At 72.9% G+C, this 22,328-nt stretch carries 17 protein-coding genes and 1 pseudogene; 11 read left to right on the top strand and 7 right to left on the bottom strand.

What is annotated here, in order from left to right; genetic code table 11:
- Positions 1-19 precede the first annotated feature (19 nt).
- From EJ357_RS14535 to EJ357_RS14520, 3 genes are all read left to right on the top strand, one after another.
- Positions 20-1,711, top strand: a complete 1,692-nt coding sequence (locus EJ357_RS14535; RefSeq protein WP_175647394.1) for a sensor histidine kinase — start codon at positions 20-22, stop codon at positions 1,709-1,711.
- Positions 1,708-2,388, top strand: coding sequence for a response regulator (locus EJ357_RS14530; protein WP_126392017.1), 681 nt, complete (start codon positions 1,708-1,710; stop codon positions 2,386-2,388). The genes EJ357_RS14535 and EJ357_RS14530 overlap by 4 nt, the downstream gene beginning before the upstream one ends.
- A gap of 347 nt (positions 2,389-2,735) precedes the next feature.
- A complete protein-coding gene (locus EJ357_RS14520; RefSeq protein WP_126392016.1) occupies positions 2,736-3,692 on the top strand; it encodes an IS481 family transposase in 957 nt (318 codons plus the stop codon).
- On the opposite strand, the gene EJ357_RS14515 is transcribed toward EJ357_RS14520, so the two are convergent.
- Complete coding sequence (locus tag EJ357_RS14515; protein WP_126392015.1) at positions 3,689-3,985, bottom strand: DUF1876 domain-containing protein; 297 nt, start codon at positions 3,983-3,985, stop codon at positions 3,689-3,691. The genes EJ357_RS14520 and EJ357_RS14515 overlap by 4 nt on opposite strands.
- A 152-nt stretch (positions 3,986-4,137) precedes the next feature.
- Here EJ357_RS14515 and EJ357_RS14510 point away from each other — a divergent pair, with 152 nt between their 5' ends.
- The 4 genes from EJ357_RS14510 to EJ357_RS14495 all read left to right on the top strand — a co-directional run bounded on the left by EJ357_RS14510 (position 4,138) and on the right by EJ357_RS14495 (position 8,771).
- Positions 4,138-5,034: a DUF6424 family protein gene (locus tag EJ357_RS14510; protein WP_126392014.1), complete on the top strand. Its 897-nt coding sequence runs from the start codon at positions 4,138-4,140 to the stop codon at positions 5,032-5,034.
- A 303-nt stretch (positions 5,035-5,337) separates the two neighbouring features.
- Positions 5,338-6,015: a response regulator transcription factor gene (locus EJ357_RS14505; protein WP_126392013.1), complete on the top strand. Its 678-nt coding sequence runs from the start codon at positions 5,338-5,340 to the stop codon at positions 6,013-6,015.
- 10 nt (positions 6,016-6,025) lie between these two features.
- Positions 6,026-7,273 carry a sensor histidine kinase gene (locus tag EJ357_RS14500; protein ID WP_126392012.1) on the top strand — a complete coding sequence of 416 codons (1,248 nt, stop codon included), beginning with the start codon at positions 6,026-6,028 and terminating at the stop codon, positions 7,271-7,273.
- Positions 7,274-7,406: 133 nt separating this feature from the next.
- Positions 7,407-8,771: a hypothetical protein gene (locus EJ357_RS14495; protein ID WP_126392011.1), complete on the top strand. Its 1,365-nt coding sequence runs from the start codon at positions 7,407-7,409 to the stop codon at positions 8,769-8,771.
- A 46-nt stretch (positions 8,772-8,817) separates the two neighbouring features.
- On the opposite strand, the gene EJ357_RS14490 is transcribed toward EJ357_RS14495, so the two are convergent.
- From EJ357_RS14490 to EJ357_RS14475, 4 genes are all read right to left on the bottom strand, one after another.
- On the bottom strand, positions 8,818-9,894 hold the full coding sequence (locus EJ357_RS14490; RefSeq protein WP_126392010.1) for a rod shape-determining protein: 1,077 nt from the start codon (positions 9,892-9,894) through the stop codon (positions 8,818-8,820).
- Between the two features lie 307 nt (positions 9,895-10,201).
- Positions 10,202-11,650 carry a carboxyl transferase domain-containing protein gene (locus EJ357_RS14485; protein WP_126392009.1) on the bottom strand — a complete coding sequence of 483 codons (1,449 nt, stop codon included), beginning with the start codon at positions 11,648-11,650 and terminating at the stop codon, positions 10,202-10,204.
- Positions 11,643-13,088 carry an acyl-CoA synthetase gene (locus tag EJ357_RS14480; protein WP_126392008.1) on the bottom strand — a complete coding sequence of 482 codons (1,446 nt, stop codon included), beginning with the start codon at positions 13,086-13,088 and terminating at the stop codon, positions 11,643-11,645. The genes EJ357_RS14485 and EJ357_RS14480 overlap by 8 nt, the downstream gene beginning before the upstream one ends.
- 50 nt (positions 13,089-13,138) lie before the next feature.
- Entirely contained in the window at positions 13,139-14,524 is a 1,386-nt protein-coding gene (locus EJ357_RS14475; protein ID WP_126392007.1) for an SLC13 family permease, read from the bottom strand.
- A gap of 214 nt (positions 14,525-14,738) precedes the next feature.
- On the opposite strand from EJ357_RS14475, the gene EJ357_RS14470 reads away from it, so the two are divergent.
- The 3 genes from EJ357_RS14470 to EJ357_RS14460 all read left to right on the top strand — a co-directional run bounded on the left by EJ357_RS14470 (position 14,739) and on the right by EJ357_RS14460 (position 19,362).
- Positions 14,739-15,446 (top strand): FadR/GntR family transcriptional regulator, encoded by a 708-nt coding sequence (locus tag EJ357_RS14470; RefSeq protein WP_126392006.1) that lies wholly within the window; start codon positions 14,739-14,741, stop codon positions 15,444-15,446.
- A gap of 188 nt (positions 15,447-15,634) precedes the next feature.
- Positions 15,635-18,052 carry a glycosyltransferase gene (locus EJ357_RS14465; RefSeq protein WP_126392005.1) on the top strand — a complete coding sequence of 806 codons (2,418 nt, stop codon included), beginning with the start codon at positions 15,635-15,637 and terminating at the stop codon, positions 18,050-18,052.
- Positions 17,962-19,362 (top strand): acyltransferase family protein, encoded by a 1,401-nt coding sequence (locus tag EJ357_RS14460; protein ID WP_228473066.1) that lies wholly within the window; start codon positions 17,962-17,964, stop codon positions 19,360-19,362. The genes EJ357_RS14465 and EJ357_RS14460 overlap by 91 nt, the downstream gene beginning before the upstream one ends.
- A 41-nt stretch (positions 19,363-19,403) precedes the next feature.
- Here EJ357_RS14460 and EJ357_RS50510 read toward each other — a convergent pair whose 3' ends face one another.
- Positions 19,404-20,495, bottom strand: a complete 1,092-nt coding sequence (locus tag EJ357_RS50510; RefSeq protein WP_126392004.1) for a S1 RNA-binding domain-containing protein — start codon at positions 20,493-20,495, stop codon at positions 19,404-19,406.
- A 39-nt stretch (positions 20,496-20,534) separates the two neighbouring features.
- On the opposite strand from EJ357_RS50510, the pseudogene EJ357_RS14450 reads away from it, so the two are divergent.
- Positions 20,535-21,089, top strand: a pseudogene (locus EJ357_RS14450) (hypothetical protein); the annotation flags it as partial.
- Here the strand turns inward: EJ357_RS14450 and EJ357_RS14445 are convergent.
- Positions 21,083-22,183 (bottom strand): hypothetical protein, encoded by a 1,101-nt coding sequence (locus tag EJ357_RS14445; RefSeq protein ID WP_126392003.1) that lies wholly within the window; start codon positions 22,181-22,183, stop codon positions 21,083-21,085. The pseudogene EJ357_RS14450 and the gene EJ357_RS14445 sit on opposite strands and share 7 nt — an antisense overlap.
- Positions 22,184-22,328 lie beyond the last annotated feature (145 nt).

The raw sequence follows: 22,328 nt of genomic DNA, 5'->3' as shown, positions 1-22,328 counted from the left end.
ATTGAAGGTTGAGTTCATAGTGGTCATAACGTCACGGTCACCATCGCGGAAGCAGCGCCGCCACACGCTCGCCGGTGAGCTGCTGAGATGGCAGCTCGCCATTGTCGTGATCGTGCTGGCGGCGGTCGCCGCGGTCTCGCTGGCGCAGTCGAAGTCGACGTTCGACCGGGTCGAAGGACGCCGGGTCACCGCGCTCGCCGAGGAGATGGCGGGCAACCCCCTCCTGCGCACCCAGCTCGTCCGGCCCGTCCCCGCCGAGATGCTCGCGCCCCTGCTCCAGTCCACGCTGACCAGGTCCGGCGTCACCTCCGCCACGGTCGCCGACGCCCGCGGCAGGATCGTCGCCTCCACCAACCCCACCCTCCTCGGCACACGCCTGCCGGGCTCCGGCACGGACCCCGCCGAGGGCCGCGGCTGGTCCGGGGAGCTGCCGGTGAACGGTGTCACCGAGCTGGTGGCGCAGGCACCGGTGCTCGGCGCCGAGGACAAGAACGCCGGCGACCATCTCGGCACGGTCATGATCGGCCGGACCTCGCCCTCGGTGTGGCAGCGGCTGGTGGGCGCCTCGTCCTATCTGCTCATCTACCTCGGCGTCGCCAGCGTCCTCGGAGTGGCCGGATCCTGGCTGCTGGCCCGGCGCATCAAGCGGCAGACCTTCGGGATGGAGCCGCGTGAGATCGCCGGGCTCGCGGAGCACCGGGAGGCGATGCTGTTCGGGATCGCCGAGGGCGTGGTGGCCCTCGACCCGCACCAGCGGCTGACGCTGGTGAACGCGGTCGGCCGGGGGCTGCTGGACCTGCCCGAGAACTGCGTCGGGATGAGCCTCGCCGACCTGGGGATCGAGGGCCGGCTGTACGACGTCCTGGCCGGCACCGCGCCCGAGGGGGCGCCCGGCGATCTCGCGCGGCGCGACGAGGTGGTCGTACGCCGCGGCCGCGTCCTGGTGATGAACCGGATGGACGTCACGAAGGACGGCCGCCGCCTCGGCTCCGTGACGACCCTGCGTGACCGCACCGAACTCGCCCAGCTGGAACGGGAGTTGGGCTCCTTCCGCAGTACCACCGAGCTGCTGCGCGCCCAGGCCCACGAGTTCTCCAACCAGCTGCACACCATCTCCGGGCTCATCCAGATCGGCGAGCACGACGAGGTCGTACGGTACGTCCGCGCCCTGCGCAAACACCGCGAGTCGCTCGACCTGCACCTGACCAGCCGGGTCCGGGACCGGGCCGTCGCCGCGCTGCTCATGGCCAAGTCGGCGCTCGCCGCGGAACGCAAGGTGCGGCTGAAGATCTCCGAGCGCACGGCGCTGGAGCGGCTGGAGCCGACGGACTCCGCGGATGTCGCGACCGTCCTCGGCAACCTCGTGGACAATGCGGTCGACGCGGCGGCGAGCGGTTCCCGGGCGGGCGGCGGTGACCCCGACGCGTGGGTGGAGGTCGAGCTGCGTCAGGACGCCTCCAGCGTGGAGATCGTCGTACGGGACTCGGGGCCGGGGGTGGCGCCCGAGCTGGCGCAGGAGGTGTTCTCGCACGGGTTCACCACCAAGGCCGCGCAGGGCGGCGACCGGGGGATCGGCCTGGCGCTGACCCGGCTGGTGTGCAAACGCCGGGGCGGTGAGGTGTCGGTGGCCAACACGCGGGCCGGTGCCATGTTCACCGCCCGGATGTCCGTCGGCCGTCCGGCCGACCGAGCGACGGAGGGAGTGCGATGATCGATGTCCTGGTCGTGGAGGACGACTTCATGGTGGCGCGGATCCACCGCGGGTTCGTCAATGACGTCCACGGGTTCCGGGTGATCGGCACGGCGAACTGCGGCGAGCAGGCGCTCACCGCCGTCGCCGAGCTGCAGCCCGACCTGGTGCTGCTCGACCTCTACCTGCCCGACATGTTCGGCCTGGAGATCATCCCCCGGCTCCGCAGCGCCGGCCACGACTGCGACGTCATGGTCATCAGCGCGGCGCGCGAGGCGGACGCGGTCCGCGGCGCCGTACGCCAGGGCGTCGTCGACTACCTGCTCAAGCCCTTCGACGCCGGCGACCTCAGGGCGCGCCTGGAGCAGTACGCGGCCCGCCGCAGCAACCTCTACGCCGCCGTCGTCAGCGGCCAGTCCGACGTGGACCGGGCCCTGGCCCGCGGCGCGGCACCGGCCACCCCGGCGCCCACCCTCCCCAAGGGCATGAGCGTGGAGACAGCCGAGCTGATCGAGCGCGAGCTGCGCGCGACCGACGGCAGCCTCTCCGCCGCCGAGTGCGCGGCCCGCCTCGGGGTGTCCCGGGTCAGCGCCCGCCGGTACCTGGAGCACTTCAGCGTCACCGGGCAGGCCGAGGTGTCCCTGCGGTACGGGCAGGCGGGGCGGCCGGAGCGGCGGTACAGCTGGGTGGAGGTCTAGGGCCTGTCGTTTGGATCATGCCGGCGTCGCGGGGCGTGGCACGCGCTCCCCCAGAGGGGGGACCCCCAGCCGCGTTGTCGTCGGTTGCCGACGCTCCGCGTCGCCGCCCTCCTCCGCCTTGCAGCTGCACGCACCACGCCCCGCTCGGGTCAGCCAGGAGGCGCAGTCTCTCTTAGCCGACCTGATCCAAACGACAGACCCTAGGGCCGGTTGGTCCTGGGCCGGTGCGTCGGACGGGCGTCCTAGGTGTATTGATCACGAGCGTTGTTAACGCCGACGGGGCTTGATCATGGCGAAGACCTCCGGTGTGGTGGAGCTGTCTAGGACTGCACCGCACGGAGGTCTTCGTGTCCCACCGTAATGCCCGTCTGACCGTTCACGGCAGGCGGCTGCTCGTCGAACGTGTCCGCTCCGGTCGCCCGGTCGCGCATGTCGCAGCGGAGATGGGCATCTCCCGTCCCACGGCCCACAAGTGGATCCGACGCTGGCGATCCGAGGGCGAGCAGGGGCTGCACGACCGCTCCAGCAAGCCGGCGAGGACACCGCACCGCACCGCGGGCGCAGTGGAAGCCCGGGTATGCCGGCTGCGCCAGGACCGCAAGCTCGGTCCCGCCCGCCTCGGCCCGATCCTGGGCCTGCCCGCCTCGACCGTGCACCGCATCCTGGCCCGGCACGGCCTGAACCGGCTGGCCCACATGGACCGGCCCACCGGGCAGGTCATCCGCCGCTACGAACGCGCCCGGCCCGGCGAGCTGGTCCACGTCGACGTCAAGAAGCTCGGCCGGATCCCGGACGGCGGCGGTCACAAGACGCTCGGCCGCCGAGCCGGCCGGGCCACCCGCGGCGGGATGGGCTTCGACTACATCCATTCCGCCGTCGACGACCACACCCGCCTCGCCTACAGCGAGATCCATCCCGACGAGAAGGTCGCCACCTGCGCAGGCTTCCTCACCCGCGCGGCCGCGTTCTTCCACACGCACGGCATCACCCGCATCGAGCGGGTACTGACCGACAACGCCTGGGCCTACCGCAAGGGCCAGGCCTGGAAACAGGCCCTCGCCCAGATCGGCGCCACCGGCAAGCTGACCCGCGCCTACCGGCCGCAGACCAACGGCAAGGTCGAACGCTTCAACCGCACCCTGCTCGACGAATGGGCCTACCTGCGGCCCTACACCAGCAACGCCGAACGCACCGACGCCCTGGCAGACTTCCTCCACGCCTACAACCACCATCGCTGCCACACCGCACTCGGCGGCCACCCACCGATCAGCCGCGTCAACAATGCTGCGGGTCAATACACCTAGGGCCTCTCCCACGCCTGGCTGCCGCCCCTGTCGACAGGACCGGCCAGCTCCACGATGTCGTCGGACGCGATGTCGTGCAGCCTGATCGCCAGGTCCTCCAGGGCGCGGCTGGCGGCGAGTTCGTCGCCGATCTCCGGGATGGGGCGGTCGATCGGGTTGCGGTGGGCCACGCCCCGGCCGGTGACGGTCGAGGTGCCCTCCGCCGGGTCCTGAGTGGTCAGCACGGCCTCGGCGCGGGTGTCGTCGCCGTCCTCGGTGATGTGGATCCGGACGGTCCAGTTCTTGTCTTCCATCGAGATCACTTCCGTACGGGTCGGGAGCCCTACTCATGAGCGTGCGCCTGTTCCCGGCCCGGGTCCAGCGCGGGTCGACGGCCCCCGGGCCTCGCCGCACGATGGAAGAAGAGCAGAAGAAGAGCAGAAGGAGAGCCGGAAGGAGGCCGGACATGACTGACGTCCTGACGCGGCCGGCAGGTCGTAGGGAGTTCGAACTCGGCAAGAACCGCAAGGAGAGCCACCCCTGGGAGATACGGGTCGTCAAGCACCCGGATCGCTCGGAGTCCTCGCACTTCCGCGCCGCGAAGAAGACGGCGAAGAAGATCCTCGCGGAGCTGGAGGCCGAGCAGGCCGACGAGGCCGAGCTGCCGTACGGGCCGGGCCCCTGGGAGATGCACCACGGCGGCAGCCTCTGGGTGAAGGCGCAGGGCGGCTGGCGGATGTACCGGGCCCGGGTCGGCATCGAGTGGAGCGCGCAGTTCTGCGCCGACCCCGTGAAGGTGGACCGGCTCCGCCGGGAGGCCGCCGAGCTGATCGATGCCTTCCCGCTCACGCTGCCGGCCCTGGACGACCTCGGCTACAAGCGGGCTCGCGACCTCCTCGACACCCCGATCACGGACGCCGACGGCGTGGAGGCCTGGACCGACTGCCTCTTCAACTCGTGTGTGCCGCTCAGCAACCCCGACCACTCGGGCGTCCTGCCCAAGGCGGCCGGCGAGCATCACTACCCCTGGCCGATCAAGTCCGCGGACTACTTCCGGTACGACGACTTCCAGCTGTGGGTGACCCTTCCCGACGGCACCAACGCCGGAGTCGCCCCGGTCGGCCGTCGCGGTTCCGGCGACGGACATGTCCGCATCGTCCACGCCCGGCACGGCACCCCGGCCGGGGACGCCCTCGCGGAGGCGCAGCGGCGCCGCATGATGGCCGTCGTGCCGCCCGAGAGCCCGATCGCGCTGGCCGCGTTCGAACAGCAGATCCCGCGCGGGGCGAAGACCGCGTCCGGACCCGCGCGCGCCCGTCGGCGGGGGTCGCCCGACGGCGCACGACGGGGCACCCCGACCTGATTCGGGGGCGCCCTCCTCCCCGGGAAGCAGCCCCTCACGCATCCGCTCCTCCCACGGAGGCATGACAAGTGCCTCCGTGGGCACGATGTGCCGAAAGGTTGCGTAGAGAAGGCTGGTCGCAACGGACCGAGGTACGAGGAGGGCGCCATGAACCGCCAGACCCATGTTCGCGTTCGTGTCACCCGGCGGCCGGCCGCTCCCCGCGACACCAGGGGCGAGATCGACCGGCGCACGCCCTCGGGGCGGATCCTGCCGTACTGACTCCGGGCCGCCCGTCCGCCTTCACCGACGTAGCGTGAAGGCATGCGGGTACTGGTCGTCGAGGACGAGGAGCGGTACGCGGCGGGGCTCAGGGACGGTCTCGAGGCCGAGGGCTTCGCCGTCGACGTCGCGCTCGACGGGGTGGACGGACTGTGGCTGGCCCGCGAGCACAGCTACGACGCGATCGTCCTCGACGTCATGCTGCCGAAGCTCAACGGCTACCGCGTCTGCCGGGCCCTGCGCGCCGAGCGCGACTGGACGCCGATCCTCATGCTCACCGCCAAGGAGGGCGAGTGGGACGAGATCGAGGGCCTGGACACCGGCGCCGACGACTACCTGACCAAGCCCGTCTCCTACGCCGTGCTCCTGGCCCGCCTGCGCGCGCTGGTGCGGCGCGAGGCACGCGAGCGGCCCGTCGTGCTCGCCGCCGGTGATCTGCGGCTCGATCCGGCGGCCCGGACGGTCAGCCGGGCCGGGCGGGACATCGAGGTGACCGCGCGGGAGTTCGCGGTGCTGGAATTCCTGCTGCGGCGGGCCGGTGAGGCCGTCTCCAAGCGGACCATCCTCGACCATGTCTGGGGCGACGACTTCGAGGGCGATCCGAACATCGTCGAGGTGTACGTACGGCGGCTGCGCAACAAGGTCGACCGGCCCTTCGGGCGGCAGTCGCTGGTGACCTCGCGGGGGCACGGGTACCGGCTCGTGCCCGACGACGGGTGACGGGTGCCCGATGACGCGCGAGCGGTACGAGCGCCGGCTGCGGGCCGTGAGGGTCCGGGCCACGGTCGTCGCCGTGCTGGTCATCGCCTTCGCCCTGGTCGCCGCCGGGATCGGGCTCGTCGTCGGACTGCGCACCGAACTCAGCGACGACGTACGGGACGCCGCCCGGGCGCGGGCCTCGGACGTGGCCCGGGTCATCGAGGCGGGCCGCGGGGTGCCCGCGCCGACGGTGACCGCGCCCGACGAGGAGTTCCTCCAGGTCGTCGCCGCGGACGGCACGGTCGTCGCGGCCAGCGAGAACGTCGAGGGCAAGCCCGCGCTGGCCCGGCTGGCCCCCGGGGAGAGCGCCTCCGTCGACACCCTGCTCGACGACGACCCCTTCCTGGTGGTCGCGGTCGGCGCCCGCGACGACGGCCGCGAACTGGTCGTCCTCGACGGGCGGGACGCCTCCGGAGTCACCGAGGCCACGGACACGGTCACCTGGCTGCTGCTGATCGGCCTGCCCGTGTTGCTGGCCCTCGCGGCCGCCGCCACCTGGATCGCCGTCGGCCGCGCCCTGCGCCGCGTGGCCCGCGCCGAGGCCGCCCAGCGCCGCTTCGTCTCCGACGCCTCCCACGAACTGCGCTCACCCGTCGCCACCGTCCGCCAGCACGCCGAGGTCGCCCTCGCCCACCCCGAGCGCACCGACCCCCGCTCCCTGGCCGGCACCGTGCGCGAGGAGGCCGTACGCATGCAGCGCCTCGTCGACGACCTGCTGCTGCTCGCCCGCGCCGACGAGAGCGCCCTGCTGCGGGGTGGGCCGCGGCCCGTGGACCTCGACGACCTGGTCCTTGCGGAGGTACGGCGGCTGCGGTCGGCGTCGCCCGCCGCCCTGCGCGTCGACAGCAGGGCGGTGGGCGCGGCCCGGGTGACCGGCGACGCGGAGGCGCTCCGGCGCCTGGTGCGCAACCTGGGCGAGAACGCGGCCCGGCACGCCCGCACGCGGGTGGCGTTCACGCTGACGGACGCCGGGGACGGGTGGGTGCGGCTGGTGGTGGAGGACGACGGTCCCGGCATCCCGGCCGCCGAACGGGCTCGCGTCCTCGACCGTTTCGTACGGCTGGACGAGTCCCGGGCGCGTGGGGCGGGCGGTGCGGGGCTGGGGCTCGCGATCGTCGCGGAGGTGGCGGGGGCGCATCGGGGGCGGGTGGAGGTGGGGGTGAGCGAGGGGTTGGGCGGGGCGAGGTTCACGGTGGGGTTGCCGTCGGCGGGGGAGTGAGGCGGTTTCTGACAGGACGTTCAGGGGCGTTCAGGGGATGTTCAGTGGCTCGGAGGGACCCTCGGCGTATCGGACCGGCATCGAGTTCGGGCACCGAATTCGGGCATCGAGTTCGGGCATCGAGGAGGACGCCATGAACACCCATCGCAGGGTCCTGTGGCCAGGAGCCGTCGCGGGCGCCGTCGTGCTGATGGCCGGCGCCTGCTCCGGGAGCGCCGGGGGATCGGAGAATGCGAGCTCCAACGACTGCGTACACGTCATCGACGAGGACACCGGCGAGACGGGCAAGGAATGCCTGCCGCTCGCGCCCGAGAGCGAACGGGTCGACCTGGCCGAGCCGACATTCTCCGACCCGACCGAGGTCACCAACCCCCTCCACCCCAACAGCGCGGTCGACCAGGTCATCATGGGCGGCCAGGTGGACGACGCGCCCTTCCGTACCGAGGTGAGCCTGCTGCCCGGCACCAAGACCATCAAGTTCGACGGGCGGACCGTCCAGGCGATCATCCAGCAGTACGCCGCCTACTCCGACGGCCGGATCCACGAGGTCGCCCTGGACTGGTTCGCCCAGGCCGACGACGGTGCCGTCTGGTACCTCGGCGAGGACGTCTTCAACTACGAGGACGGTGTCGTCGCGGACACAGAGGGCACCTGGCAGGCCGGCAAGGACAAGGCACCCCCCGCGATGATCATGCCGGCGGACCCGGAGAAGGGCGATGTGTACCGGCCGGAGAATCTCCCCGGCGTCGTCTTCGAGGAGGTCACGGTGCGCGAGGTCGGCCGGACCGTGGACGGGCCGTACGGGAAGGTCGAGGGCGCGATGACCGTGCGCGAGCTGCACATGGACGGCTCGACCGAGGAGAAGACCTTCGCCCCGGGGTACGGCGAGTTCTCCACCGGTAACGACGGCGGCGACCTGGAGGCGGTGTCCCTCGCCGTGCCCACGGACGCCCGACCGGGGCCGCTGCCGACGGAGTTGGCCGCACTCGACCGGGCGGCACGGGCCGTGCAGGACGGTGAGGTCACCGACGCCGACCTGAGCGCGGTGCGGGGCGCCTGGACGGCGTACCGCGACTCCGACGCCGTACCGAAGCTGTTGGACCGGCAGATGACGCGCGATCTCGACGCACTCGACGAGGCCGTCGGAGCGAAGGACGAGGAGGCGATCAAGGACGCCGCGCTGCGGGTGGCGCAGAACACGACGGATCTGCGGCTGCGCTACGAGCCCGTACGGGCGGTGGACCTGGACCGGTTCGGCATGTGGGCACGGCAGTTGGGCATCGACGCGCAAGCGGGTGCCGAGGGGGCGGTCGCGGGTGACGTCACCGGTCTCGAACTCGTCTGGGAGCGGCTGAAGGACGACGTGGCCGGGGCCGCGGCGGCCGCTGTCACGGCAGATCTGCGCGAGGCGCGGCAGGCGGCCGACGGCAGGGACATGGAGCGGGCGGGGCAGGTGGCGGCGAGTCTGCGAGAGGACATCGCGAACGTGGCACCCTGACGCCGGTCGTTGGGGGGGGAGGGGGGAGGGGGACCGTGCCCGCCGCTCAGACGGCCGTGCCCGCGTCCTTCTCCGTGTCTATGTCCGTGTCCGTGTCCGTGCCCAGCTCCAGCGGCTCGATCTTGCCCTCCAGCATGGTGCCGAGGCCCTGCACGGCGCAGACGTCGGGTCGCTCGGCGATGTGCACGGGCATTCCGGTGGCCTGCCGCAGCATCTGGTCGAAGCCGGGCAGCAGCGCGCTGCCGCCGACCATCATGATCCCGCGGTCGGCCAGGTCGGCGACCAGGTCGGGCGGGCAGCCTCGCAGCACCTTGCCGATGCTGTCGAGGACGGCGGTGAGCGGGGTCTGGATGGCGTCCCGTACGGCGGCGGTGTCGACCTTGACGCTGCGGGCGAGGCCGGTGCAGATGTCACGGCCGTGGATCTCGGTGGAGGTCGGCCCGTGCGGCGTGAGTCCGTTGCCGGAGAGCGCGAGCTGCAGCGGTCGTACGTTCTGGCTGGGCAGCAGGAGCTCGTGCTCGTGCCGCAGGTGCTGCACGATCGCGTGGTCGACGGCCTCGCCGCCGACGCGGACACGTTCGGCGGTGACGATGGCGCCCATGGAGAGCACGGCCACCTCGGTCGCCGCCGCACCGCACACCATGATCATGCTGGCCTCGGGCTGCTCCACGGGCAGTCCGCATCCCACGGCGGCCGCGATGAGGGTGTCGACGAGTTCGACGCGGCGCGCACCGAGCCCGACGAGGGTCTCTATCGCGGCGCGCTGGGCGAGCGGGTCGGCGTCGTGCGGGGTGCAGGCCGCGGCACGCAGGAACGGCTTGCGGCGCAGGGCGCGGCGCATCTTGTCGCCGAGCAGGTGCCGCAGCATCCGCTGTGCCATCTCGATGTCGACGACGGTGCCGCCGGAGACGGGCCGTACGACGCGGATGTAGTGCGGGGTGCGGCCGGTCATCCTCTCCGCGAACTCGCCGACCGCGATGAGCGCGCCGGTGCGGGTGTTGACGGCGGCCGCGGAGGGCTGGTCGACGACGAGTCCGGCGCCCTTCACGAAGACGCGGGTTCTGGCCGCCCCCAGGTCGACGGCGAAGTGGCAGCGGCGCAGCTGCTCCAGCGTGGCGGTCATGGGGGGTCCTCCCGGTAGGCCAGACCATGGGTCCGCCGGGTGGGTGGCGGGCCTCGCTTCGGGTGTTCGGGGTCGTGTGCAGGGGGCCGGTTCGTGGCGGCTTCCTTGACACCGATCGTGCGGGGGGCCGGGAGGGGGCGCCTTTTGGAGGGGGCCGGGTGGGGTGCGGCTGAATGGGGGGATTTGCCGCTGAAAGGGCGTCAGGTGGCGTGTCGGGTCACATGGGGCGAGGGGTTTCGAGTATGGGCTTGGGCACCCGGACGACGTAGGTGGGTGTGGGTCGGGCGCGGTGGCAGGACCTGGTGGCTCATGGTCGTGTGCTCCCGCCGGGGGCGCCGACGACGCCCCGGACCACCCCCAGCGCCACCAGGTCCTGCGGCCGGATCCGCAGTTCGTCCGCCGTCGATTCGACCTCCCCCGTCCCGCGCTTCAGGATCGCCGCGGCCATCTCCGGCCCGATCACCGAGAAGTAACTGTCGGGCGTGGCCCAGGTGTTGCCGGGTGCCGCGAGCGCCAGCGCGCCGCCCGACCCGCCCTCGCCGATCAGCAGCGTGGTGATCGGCACCCGGGCGGCGGCCACCGCGCCGAACAGATCCGCGATCGCGGCGCCGACGCCCTGCCGCTCGGCTTCCGCGTCGTTGGCGGCGCCCGGGGTGTCCACGAGGGTCAGCACCGGGATGCCGAGCCGGTCCGCGAGGCGGATCAGGCGGGCGGCGGTGCGGAAGCCGGCCGGGCGGGTCGCGGTTCCGGTCTGCGCGGCGTAGGCAACCGTACGGCCCTCGTGCTCGCCGAAGCCGCACAGCATGCCGTCGGGATCGGTGCCGCCGCAGCGGTCGCCGCTGAGGGCGACACGGTGCGTGAAGTACGCCGCCAGGTAGGCCTCCGCACGCGGGCGCCGGGACGAGCGGGCTCGCTGGACGGCGTCCCAGCCGGTGCGGGGCAGCTCCTGGGCGCCGAGGGCGAAGGGCAGGGGGGCCGCAGGCTGCTCCGGGGGAAGCGCGGGGTCGGGCCGTCGGTCGTCCGCGGCCGGGCTGTGGCCGGTCGTGGGACCGGAGAGCAGGCGGAGCCACAGCGCCAGCGTCTGCCGTAGCTCCTCGGGGGGCACGACCGCGTCCACCGACCCCGCCGCCACCTGCGCCCGAGCCGTGTACGCCGCCGGATCCGCGTCCGGTGGGCGGACCCGGGAGCCGGCGAAGCCGACCTGGGCGCCGGGCAGGGCGAGGGTCACGTCGGCGCCCGCGCCGAGGGTGGCCCAGCCGCCGCCCGTCGTCGGGTCCCGGAGGACCGAGAGCTGGGGCAGGCCCGCCTCGCGGGTCAGGACGGACTGCCGTGCCACGCGCTGGAGTTGGGTGAGCGCGAGCATGCCCTCCTGCATACGGCTGCCGCCCGTCGCCACCAGCGCCACCACCGGGAGGCGGTGGGCGCGGGCGTAGGCGTACGCCGTCTCCAGCCGGTCGCCGGTGCGTTCGCCCAGCGAGCCGCCCAGGAAGCCGAACTCGAACGCGATCAGGACCGCGCGCGTGCCGTCGACGGCGGCGGTGCCGCAGACCACCGACTCCTCCTCGCCGGTGCGCTCGGCGGCGCGGGCCCGCGAGGCGTCGTAGCCGTGCCAGGCGAGGGGGCCGTCGGGGGCGGAGTCCCGTGCCGGGTACGGGAGTTCGGCGAAATCATCGGTGAGCAGCGCGATCGCCCCGCGGGCGGAGAGGCGGTCCGGACCGCGGCCCGGACCGCCGTCATGGGCGCGGCCCTCAGTCATGGCGCAGCGCCCGCTTCATGATCTTCCCCATGTCGTTGCGGGGGAGGGCGGAGAGGTGGTGGACGACGCGGGGGCGCTTGTGGGGGGCCAGCCGGCGGGCCACGTGGTCCGCCAACTCCTCTGTCGCAGGCGGGGATTGGGGGTCCTCCGGGACCACCCACGCCACGATCCGCTCGCCCAGGTCCGCGTCCGGCTCCCCGGTGACCGCCGCCTCCCGCACCCCGGGGTGTTCGAGGAGCGCGTTCTCGATCTCGCCCGCCCCGATCTTGTAACCCCCGCTCTTGATCAGGTCGGTGGCCTTGCGGCCGACGATGCGGACGTACCCGTCGGGATCGCGCACCGCCATGTCGCCGGTGCGGAACCAGCCGTCCGGCGTGAAGGCGGCGGCCGTCGCGTCGGGGCGGTTGAGGTACTCCGTGAACAGGTTCGCGCCGCGCACCTGGATCTCGCCCACCGTCTCGCCGTCGTACGACGTGATCGGCGTCCCGTCCTCCTCCACGAGCCGCAGCTCCACGCCCGGCAGCGGCACGCCGACCGTCCCGGCCCTGGCCTCGCCGTCCGCGCGGACGCTCGTGTTCATCAGCGTCTCCGTCATGCCGTACCGCTCGACGACCCGCTGCCCGGTCGCGGCCGTGATCCGCTCGTGGTCGTGCACGGGGAGCGCGGCCGAACCCGAGACGAGGAGGCGGGCCCTGCCCAGCGCCTTCGCCAGCTCCGGCTCCTCGGGGAGGGCCTCGGCGATGCGGTGGTACATCGTCGGCACGCCGAACACCATGGTCGCGCCGTCGTTCAGCTCGCGCGCGACGCCCCGCGTGCCGAACCTGCCCAGGTGCCGTACGGATCCGCCGCGGCGCAGCGGGCCGAGGATGCCGAGGACCAGGCCGTGGACGTGGAACAGGGGCAGGCCGTGGACCAGGGTGTCGTCGGCGGTCCACTGCCAGGCGTCCGCGAGGGCGTCCAGGGTGGTCGTGATCGCCCGGCGCGGGATGACGGCGCCCTTGGGCGGGCCGGTGGTGCCGGAGGTGTAGACGACGAGGGCGGGGTCCTCGTCGGACACCTGCGGGTCGGGGTGCGGGCCGGCGGCCCGTACGTCGACGTCGATGCGCTCCAAGTCGCCCAGCGGGGCCGGTAGTTCGTCCCCGGGGGCGGCCAGCACCGCCGACGGCGCGCTGTCGGACATGATGTGCCCGAGCTCCTTCTCCCCGGACTTCGGGTTGAGCGGTACGGCGGCGACACCGGCCTGCAGCGCCGCCACCACCGCCACGGCGGTCTCCAGCTCCGGGGTCGCCCAGACGGCCACTCTGCCCGCCCCGCCGATCCGCGCCGCGAGGGCGCCGCAGGCGGCGCCGAGTTCGCCGTACGTCAGGGAACGGTCGCCGAACCGCAGGGCGGGCCGGTCGGCCGGAGCACCCGTCAGGGCCGGGAAGAGAGAGGACACGCGTCGTACTCCTTAACTGTTGTCACCGAGGTCGTCGTACGTCTGCCGGTCTACCCCCAGCCCGGCACGACCATCACCAGCCACACCACCGCGGGCACCACCGCCACCACGATCCCTCCGTACACCATCAACTGCCTGAAGAAACGCTCGCGGTCCACATCCGGTGCCGCGGCCAGCACCAGCGCGCCGTTCGTCGAGAAGGGGCTCACGTCCACGACGGTCGCCGACACCGCGAGCGCCGCCACCATCCCGACCGCCCCGATCTCTCCCTGCGCCAGGAACGGCACGGCGAGCGGGATGAGCGCGCCCATGATGCCGACGGACGAGGCGAACGCCGAGACGATCGCGCCGATGTAGCAGAGCAGTACCGCCGCCAGCAGCGGTACGCCGATGCCGCCGACGCCCTCACCGGCCCAGGTGATCGTGCCCATCTCGTCCAGGACGCCGACGTACGTCAGCACACCGCAGATCAGCAGGACCGTCGGCCAGGCGATCTCGCCGACCGCCTTGCGGCTGTCCGCCGGCCAGACGGTGCTCAGGACCACGGCCAGGGTGATCGCGGTCAGACCGGCGTCCAGGTCGAGGACGAGGACGGCGAGGACGAGGGCGACCAGGGAGAGGAGCGTGGCGGTACGGGCGGGGGTGAGCTGGGCGGTGGCGAGCGGGGTCGCGGTGGGGGAGGGGCGGGTGACGGTGGTGCCGGCCTCGCGGGCGCTCCCGCCCGAGGGGAGGGGCTCGCCGTTCGTGCCGGTGCCCCCGGCGGGGAGGGACTCGCCCTTCGTGCCGGTGCCCCCGGCGTCGCGCCTCGCGTCAGTCCCCACCGCCCCCTGCGCCCACAGCTTCAGCCCCCCGAACAGGACGAACACGACCCCCGCGATGACGACATTGACGATCAGGGACGCCAGGAACAGCGTGATCTCGTTCCCCGGCAGCTTCTCCCGCTCGACGATGCCGTTGACGATCGAGCCGTAGATGCTGATCGGTGAGAAGCCGCCGCCCTGCGCGCCGTGCACCACCATCGCGCCCATCAGCAGCGGACTGATCCCGTAGCGGGCGGCGAAGCTCAGCGCGACGGGCGCGACGATCGCCACGGCGGCCGGACTCACCGCGCCGATCGCGGTGAGCGCGCCGGTGAGGGCGAACATCACCCAGGGGATGAGCGCCACCCGGCCCCGCACGAGCCGGATCGCGGCGTGCACCAGCCAGTCGGTGGTGCCGTTGGCGCGGGCGATCGCGAAGAGGTACGTGACGCCGACGAGGACGACGAACAGGTCGCCGGGGAAGCCGGCGAAGATGCCGTCCGCGTCGAGGTCGGCGACGAGCGTGCCGACCCCGAAGGCGGCGGCGAAGGCGAGCGCGCCCATGTTGACCGAGCGGGTCGTGGCGATGACGAACACCACGACGAGGACGAGGATCGAGATGAGTTCGGGGGACATACGGGCTCCCGTCTCTGGGTCCCGGAGCGGTTGTGAGGACGACTGCGAGGACGACTGCGGTGGCCAAGTGGCTGAGCCAATTCGGCCCTGCTGGCTGGACAGCGTGGGCGCGCCGGGAGGCCACGTCAAGGGGTCGCGCGCGAATTGGCTGAGCCACTCGGCCACTCGGCCACCCGGCACCCCGGTGTTACGCTCCCGGCGAGAGGGGGAGCCCGTGACCGACGCCCTGCGCCCCATGTCCAAGCAGCGCCTGTACGAGCAGGTGCTCGACCGGCTGCGCGCCTACGTCGCCGAGGGCGGCCTCGGCGCCGGGGACCGGCTCCCGACCGAGCGCGACCTGGCCCAGCGGCTGGGCGTCAGCAGGGCCTCCGTGAAGCAGGCGATCGTGGTCCTGGAGGTGCAGGGCCTGGTGGAGGTACGGCACGGGGGCGGCACGTATCTCGTCCGGGACAGCCTCGACGTGGAGCCGGTGGAGCGGATGGTCGAGCGCCGCCGACGCCTCCCCGACGTGCTGGAGGCGCGCGAGGCCCTGGAGACCAAGCTCGCCGAACTGGCCGCCGAGCGCCGCACGGAGGAGGACCTCGCCGCGATGCGGTCGGCGCTCGCGCACATGGCGCGGGAGATCGAGGACAACCGCCACGGCGTGGAGGGCGACCGGCTCTTCCACGCGGCGGTCACCGCGGCCGCGCACAGCAGCATCCTCGCCGAGTTCATGCGCTCGATCGCCGACCAGATCGCCGAGAGCCGCACGGAATCCCTCCGCCAGCCCCACCGCCCCGCCCGCTCCCTGGCTCAGCACCAGGCCATCCTCGACGCGATCGAGGCCGGCCGGCCCGGTCGGGCGGCCGCCGCGATGCGCCGCCATGTCCGTACGGTCGCGAAGGTGCGGTTGCTCGACTGGGAGCCTGACGGGGAACGCTAGGCGTCGGTTCCACACTGCCCGGTGCTCTCACACTCGGTCACGCGATTCCCCTCATCTCCTTGGCGCGGGCACGTAAAGGCAATCAGGCTTTTACACCGCCGCAGGTGTGGCGACACGGCGCCTGGCGAGGCTAGGTAGCGACACAACAGGTCCTCCCCCCACATCCGAACAGGATTGGACCCACATACATGCACACCGAACTGAGGCGCGCACCCGCGCCCCGGAACACTCAGGCCTGCCCGCCGACCGACGGGCCGCCGACCCACGAGCCGGCGACCGAGGGGCCGGCCACCGACGGGCCGGCCCAAGGCCATGTCCTCGCGGTCGGCACCCCCGGCCCCCGACGCGAAAAGCTCACCCGCACCCTCGAATCCACCGGCTACGCGGTCACCCACGCCGTCCCCGGCGACATCGGCCGCAGCGTCCAGCGGACCCCGCCCGACGCGATCGTCGCCCTCGAGGGCCACGGCGGTGTCGACCAGGCCGTGGCGGTCGTACGGGAGATACGCACCGCACCCCAGAGCCAGGTCCTGCCCCTCGTCATGGTCACCGCCGACCGTGAACCCGCCGGTGTCGCCCGTCTGTTGCGCAGCGGCGCCGACGACTGCCTGCCCGAGGCCGCCGACCCCGTCGAACTGTCGGCCCGGATCGCCGCCAAGCTGCACCGGGTCCCGGTCCCCGTCGACCGGCTGGCACTGGACCCGCGCACCGGCCTGTACTCCGCACCCCACTTCCACGACGAACTCGACCGCGAACTGCGCCGCCCCGGACGCCGCGACGGCGTTCTCGCGGTGGTCGCCGTGGCCGAGGCGGACACGCTGGAGGAACGGTTCGGGGCGCGGGTGCGCCGCGAGGTCGCCGAGCGCCTCGCCGGTGTCGCCGAGCGGCTCGGCGACGGCAACGACCGGCTCGGCTGGGACGAGGAAGGACGGCTGCTCGTCCTCATGCCCGGCGTCGACGAGGAGACGGCCCGACGGGCGCTGGAGGACTTCGCCACCACCGTGGCCGGCACCCGGTTCGTCGTCGCCGACGAGAACGTACGGCTGACCCCGGCCGTCGGCTGGCTCCCCCTCGCGGGAGCCGACGGCCGTGCGGTCGACAGGGCGGCCGACGCCGTCGCCGAGGCCCTGCGCCACCGCGACCTGCGCCCCGTCCGCTACGAGCCGTGGATGCGGGCGGCCGCCGCGCCGCGCCGCAGCGCCAGGAAGGTCGTACGCCCCCTCCTGCTCGCCCTCTCCCCGCTGCTCGCGCTGCTGATCGGCGTGGGCGTGCCGTTCGCGCTGTACGAGCAGACGTACGCGGCGCTGGGCTGGGACATCGCCTCCGGGGTCTACTGGGTCGTCGTGGCCGGACTGGTCCTGTCCGCCTCGCTGATCCTCCTCGAAAGCCTCTTCTCGCTCGACGCGCCCACCCGGCCCACGGAGCCCGCGCAGCCGTATCCGCCCGCGAGCGCGGTGATCGCGGCGTACCTGCCGAACGAGGCCGCGACGATCGTCGACACGGTGGAGTCCTTCCTGCGCCTGGACTACCCGAGCGACCTGGAGATCGTCCTCGCCTACAACACGCCCCATGCCCTGCCGGTCGAGGACACCCTGCGCGAAATCGCCCGCCGCGACCGGCGGTTGGTGCTGCTCCCCGTGCCCGGCAGCACCTCCAAGGCGCAGAACATCAACGCCGCCGTCACCCGGGTGCGCGGCGAGTTCGTCGGCATCTTCGACGCCGACCACCACCCCGCGCCGGACGCCTTCCGCCACGCCTGGGACTGGCTGTCCCACGGCTACGACGTCGTCCAGGGCCACTGCGTGATCCGCAACGGCGACAGCTCCTGGGTGGCCCGGCAGGTGGCCGCCGAGTTCGAGGCGATCTACGCCGTCAGCCACCCGGGCCGGACCCGCCTGTACGGCTTCGGCATCTTCGGCGGCTCCAACGGCTTCTGGCGCACCGACATGCTGGCCCGTACCCGGATGCACGGCTCGATGCTGACGGAGGACATCGACTCGACGCTACGCGCGTTGCGGGAAGGCGCCCGCATCGCCACCGACCGGACGCTGATCTCGCGGGAGCTGGCGCCCACCCGGCTCAAACCCCTGTGGAACCAGCGCTCCCGCTGGGCCCAGGGCTGGCTGCAGGTGTCCCTGCGCCACCTCGGGCAGGCACTGCGCCACCAGAACTTCACACCTCGTCAGAAGGTAGGACTCGTGGTCCTGTTGGGCTGGCGCGAGATCCAGCCCTGGCTCTCCCTGCAGATCCTCCCGATCCTCCTCCACTCGGCACTGCGGGCCGGAGGAGCGGACCGTATCGACTGGGCCACCCCCGCCTGCCTGCTCGCCTTCGCGTTCACGCTGTCGGCGGGCTTCGTACAGACGGCGTTCGCGGGCCGGCTGGCCCTGCCCGAACTGCGCCGCAGGCGCGGCTGGTTCTGGCGCCACGCCCTCATCTCCACCGTCTTCTACACCCACTTCAAGAACATCGTGGCCCGCCAGTCGCACCTCAAGGAGCTGCTGGGGGACCGGCGTTGGCGGGTCACACCACGAGCGGCGGCGACGGCTTCGACGGCCTCGACGGCTACGGCGGCTCCTGCGGCGAAGGCGGTGGGCGGCCGGTGACGAGCCCTCCCGCAGCACAGCCACCGAAGCCCTCCAGCGGCGCCCGCGCGTCCCGCGCGTCCAGCGCGTCCAGCGCGTCCAGCGCCTCTCGCAGCGTCGAACTCCAGGGCTTCCGCGGCCTGGCCGCACTCAGCACGGTCGTCTTCCACGTCTGGCAGCAGTACTACGTCTACGACGCCCAGGGCGCCCACCCGCCGGTCGACAACCCCTACCTCGGGGCACTGATCTCCCTGGAGGTCATCGACCTGTTCTTCGTCATGTCCGCGTACCTGCTGACGCTCTCCTACGCCAGAGCGGCGATCGACGGCGAGGACCGCACCCGCCCCGGCAGGGACTTCCTCTTCCGCCGCGCCACGAGGATCCTCCCGCTCTACTTCCTCGCCGTGCTCCTCGTCTGGTCCCTGCGCAACCCGTCCCTCCCCGGCGACTGGCGCGACCTGCTGGAACACCTCACGTTCACGCACGTCTTCGACCAGGAGCGCATCTTCTACACCCTGGGCCCGACCTGGTCGCTCTCCCTGGAGATCGCGTTCTACCTCACCCTGGTCGCCGTGGGCCCCCTGGCGATCCGCGCGTGCCGCCGCCTGCGCACCCGCCGAGCCCGCGTCGCCCTGTGCGCCTCGGGCTGCGCCGCGCTCTACCTGGCCCCGGTCGCCTGGACAGCCGTCGCCCACCACGCCCTCGGCGTCCCGCACACCAACTGGCCCGTGTACTTCGGCCCCCAGGCCCGCCTCGGCGGTTTCGCGGCGGGGATGCTGCTGGCGGTGCTGCTGGTGGCACTGGGGGAGCGAGGCCGGGTCGGAGCGCGCCGGGCGACGGCGATGGCGGTGACGGCGGCGGCAGGCCTGTACGCCCTGTCGTACTACTCCGCACCGGAGAACACCTGGCACACCTACTACCACCCCCTGGCCGCCCTCCTCTGGTTCGCCCTGCTCTACGCCACCCTCCACGTCCGCACGACGGCCCGCCCCCGCTGGCACGCCCTGTTGCGCTCGGGATGGCTCACGGGCGTGGGCCTCGTCAGCTACAGCCTCTACATCTGGCACGAGCCCCTGATGCTGTTCCTCTACGACACCGGCGCCCTGCCCCACTCCCAGGCGGGCTTCCCGCTGGCGGCGCTGTTCGTGGTCGCGGCCGGGCTCCTGGTGGCGACGGTGAGCTACTGGGCGGTGGAGTATCCGGGGAGCTTGCTGGCGGGGTTGCGGGACAAGCGGGGACGGCCTCGGGAGTTCTATCCGGACCCGAACCCGGGGCCGGTGCCGGAGCCACCGTCGCAGCCGCTGCGGGAGGTTGAGCCTGCGGTGCGGTAACCCGGTTCGGGAGCCCTGATGCGCCGCTGCCCCGCCCCCGGTCAGGGCAGCGGCGTCAGGGCAACCCGGCGCCGTACAAGATTGATGTCGGTGACCTCGACGGACAACTCGTCGCCGACGTCGAGGGCGGTCCGGTCGGTGAGGGTGTCGCGGTGTACCAGCCCTTCGACGCCCTCGGCGACGCGTACGAACACGCCGAACGGGACCACCTTGGTCACGGGGCCGCGGACGACCCGGCCCACCCCCGCGGTCCGCGCGAACTCCGCCAGCGGGTCCGGGGCGAGGGCCGCGAGCGACAGGCGTACCTGGGGCCGGAACAGCTCGAAGGCGAGGACCTCGGCCGTGATCTCCTGGCCGACGTGGACCACCTCGTCGAAGGAGTCGAAGTGGTGCCGGGAGAGTTCGGGGGCGGTGATGAAGCCCTCGGTGCCGTCGAGGTCCACGAACACCCCGAAGCTCTCGATGCGGCTGACGACCCCACGCACCACCTGCCCCTGCTCGAACCCCTGCCACGTGGTCTCGGCCCCGGCGATCCGGCGCCTGGTGCCCACCAGCGTGGCGAGGTCCTCGGCGAGCGGGATCTCGACCGTCTTCAGCGCGGAGTGCCGCAGCCAGTGCAGCCGGGCCCGGTCCACGGCGCCCTCGTGCAACGGTGGCCAGTCGGTGGCCGGGGTGAAGTCGTCGATCACGATGCGGCCGGCCGGGGCGAGGAGCCGGGCCGGATCGGCGGGGGAGTCGTCCTCGGTCTTCGCCGTGCCGCCCCCGTCCAGGACCAGCAGGTCGTACGGCCCCCGCTCCTCGATCCGCCGCCAGTCCCCGCACAGCACCTCCACCTCGGGCCGGTCGGCGAACACCTCGGCGGCGACCCGGGCCCGCTGCGGATCCCGCTCCACGCTGACCAGCCGTACGCCCGCCCGGGCCCCCTCGGCGAGCCAGGCCAGCCCCACCCCGCAGCCCGTGCCCGTCTCCCCGATCAGGGTCTCGGCACCGCCGGCCAGGGCGTGCAGCAGACGGCCCTGTTCCGGGCGGCAGGAGTAGGGGAAGCCGTGGGCGCGGGCCGCGGCGAGGGCTCGCTCGACGAGCGGGGGGAGGTGAAGTGCCTTGGCGTACGCGTCCGTTCCGGAGATCGACATGGGGCGATCCTGCCGTACGGACGCAGGTCATGAACGGCCGTCGCGCCCGGCGACACCCCTGCCGCCGCCGATCTCCCGGACGGCCACGAGTACGTCGTCAAGCCCACCTCCGGCGCGGGCGCCCGGTTCGCCGCCCGGTACACGCCCGACGAGCACGACACGGCCGTACGGCAGCTCGCGCGCATGCACGCGGAGGGGTTCACGGCGATGGTGCAGCCCTATGTGAAGGGCATCGACGTGACCGGGGAGAGGGCCCTGCAGTTCTTCGGCGGGCGCCTGCTGCACGCCAGCCGCAAGGGGGCCGTCCTCAGCCTCGGGACGCCGTACGACGAGCGGAAGGTCGCGCATCCCGGCCTCGAACCCTGGACCCCGACCCCGGCCGAACTCGCCGTCGCCGAGCGCGCCCTGGCCGTCGTACCGGAGGCCGCGGAGCTGCTGTACGCGCGCGTGGACCTCGTCGACGGGGAGGAGGGGGACGGTGGGGAGCCGCGGGTGATGGAGCTGGAGCTCGTGGAGCCGAACCTGTTCCTGTCGCTGCATGCCGGGTCGGTGCCGCGGGTGGTGGAGGCGATCGTGGCGGCCGCGGTTCAGTAGGAGCGGTCGGTCGGGCCGGGGCCCGGGGGAGGCCCGCCGGGCAGGGCGGGGGGATCCGGGGCCGCCCCCGAGCGCAGGCGTTCGAAGACGAGGTCGAAGGTGAAACCGGCGCTGAAGCCCAGCGGCAGGGTGAAGAACAGGAGCCTGCGCACGTCCAGCTCGTCGAGCAGGGACGGCACCGTGAGCAGCTGGGACGCCACGTAGAGCAGGACGGAGACGACCCCGGCCCCCAGACCCCTTACCGCGGCCCTCGGCCACTGGTCGGCGGTCTCGAAGGAGCTGCGGATCACGGCGCCGGCCATCGCCGCCAGCAGCGGCGTCACCACCAGCACCGCGAGCCTGAGGCCGGTCGCCGGGCCGGGCTCGCCCGCGAGGACGAAGCCCAGCAGGGAGCACACCAGCAACAGCAGGGCCACGGCCGTGCCCAGACCGGCGGAGAGCAGGGAGCGGCGTGCGCTGCGGTCGCCCTCGCGCTGCCACTGCGCACGGCGCGCTCGCTGCCGGTCCAGGCACTGGACGAGCCGGCGCGCGGAGTCGGCCCGCCAGTCCTGCCCGAGCAGGACGATGTCGTCGTCGGTGGTGTCGTTGCGGACCTTGTCCAGGTTGGCCCACACCTGGCTCGCCCCGCCCCCGAACGCGGCGACCGGGAGCAGCGGGATGCGCTGTGACAGGGCGATGACCCCGGCCACCCGGGTCGACTGGGCGCCGCCGACGAGCATCGCCGCGTCGCAGGACAGCAGCGTCCGGTAGAAGGAGACCTCCCACTCCGGCCCGGTGTCCCGCACCAGCCGCACCTGAGCCGCACTGCCCTGCGGCAGCCCGAAGTCGTGGTCGCGGTGCCGGGGCACATGCAGGAACACCGTGCCCGCGCCGTCGGCCTCCTGGGCGTAGCCCTGGACGACGTCGTACTCGACGTACTTGGGTTTCGCCGAGAACACCGCCAGGTCGTAGCCGGCCGCGGCCAGTTGGCGGCCCAGCTCGCGGCAGGCGGCCGGGGCCGCGTCGGGCCGTTTCAGCTCCGGCGTGTACGAGCGGCCGGGCTCGAAACTGCCGACGATCGCGACGACCGGGCGTGCCCTGTCGGACGACACCATCCCCCGCTGCCCCCTGTCCGCGTCGACCGGTGGTCCGCTGCTCCCGTGAGGCTTTCCGGGAGACGGCCCGACCACACCCGAGCACACCCGAGCACAAGATGAACAACCGTCAATTCGTCGACATAGCGTCGAGTTGACGTATGTC

Source organism: Streptomyces cyaneochromogenes, assembly GCF_003963535.1.
GTDB classification, from domain to species: domain Bacteria; phylum Actinomycetota; class Actinomycetes; order Streptomycetales; family Streptomycetaceae; genus Streptomyces; species Streptomyces shaanxiensis.
Note: the sequence above shows the minus strand (reverse complement) of the source record. Positions and strands in the feature narration are given on the sequence as shown.

What these genes read in the sequence shown, in the direction of transcription:
- EJ357_RS14490 (WP_126392010.1), bottom strand. Translation starts at nt 9,894, where the DNA reads ATGACCGCCACGCTGGAGCAGCTGCGCCGCTGCCACTTCGCCGTCGAC.
- EJ357_RS14510 (WP_126392014.1), top strand. Translation starts at nt 4,138, where the DNA reads ATGACTGACGTCCTGACGCGGCCGGCAGGTCGTAGGGAGTTCGAACTC.
- EJ357_RS50510 (WP_126392004.1), bottom strand. Translation starts at nt 20,495, where the DNA reads ATGTCGATCTCCGGAACGGACGCGTACGCCAAGGCACTTCACCTCCCC.
- EJ357_RS14485 (WP_126392009.1), bottom strand. Translation starts at nt 11,650, where the DNA reads ATGACTGAGGGCCGCGCCCATGACGGCGGTCCGGGCCGCGGTCCGGAC.
- EJ357_RS14465 (WP_126392005.1), top strand. Translation starts at nt 15,635, where the DNA reads ATGCACACCGAACTGAGGCGCGCACCCGCGCCCCGGAACACTCAGGCC.
- EJ357_RS14495 (WP_126392011.1), top strand. Translation starts at nt 7,407, where the DNA reads ATGAACACCCATCGCAGGGTCCTGTGGCCAGGAGCCGTCGCGGGCGCC.
- EJ357_RS14530 (WP_126392017.1), top strand. Translation starts at nt 1,708, where the DNA reads ATGATCGATGTCCTGGTCGTGGAGGACGACTTCATGGTGGCGCGGATC.
- EJ357_RS14505 (WP_126392013.1), top strand. Translation starts at nt 5,338, where the DNA reads ATGCGGGTACTGGTCGTCGAGGACGAGGAGCGGTACGCGGCGGGGCTC.
- EJ357_RS14500 (WP_126392012.1), top strand. Translation starts at nt 6,026, where the DNA reads ATGACGCGCGAGCGGTACGAGCGCCGGCTGCGGGCCGTGAGGGTCCGG.
- EJ357_RS14445 (WP_126392003.1), bottom strand. Translation starts at nt 22,183, where the DNA reads ATGGTGTCGTCCGACAGGGCACGCCCGGTCGTCGCGATCGTCGGCAGT.
- EJ357_RS14515 (WP_126392015.1), bottom strand. Translation starts at nt 3,985, where the DNA reads ATGGAAGACAAGAACTGGACCGTCCGGATCCACATCACCGAGGACGGC.
- EJ357_RS14475 (WP_126392007.1), bottom strand. Translation starts at nt 14,524, where the DNA reads ATGTCCCCCGAACTCATCTCGATCCTCGTCCTCGTCGTGGTGTTCGTC.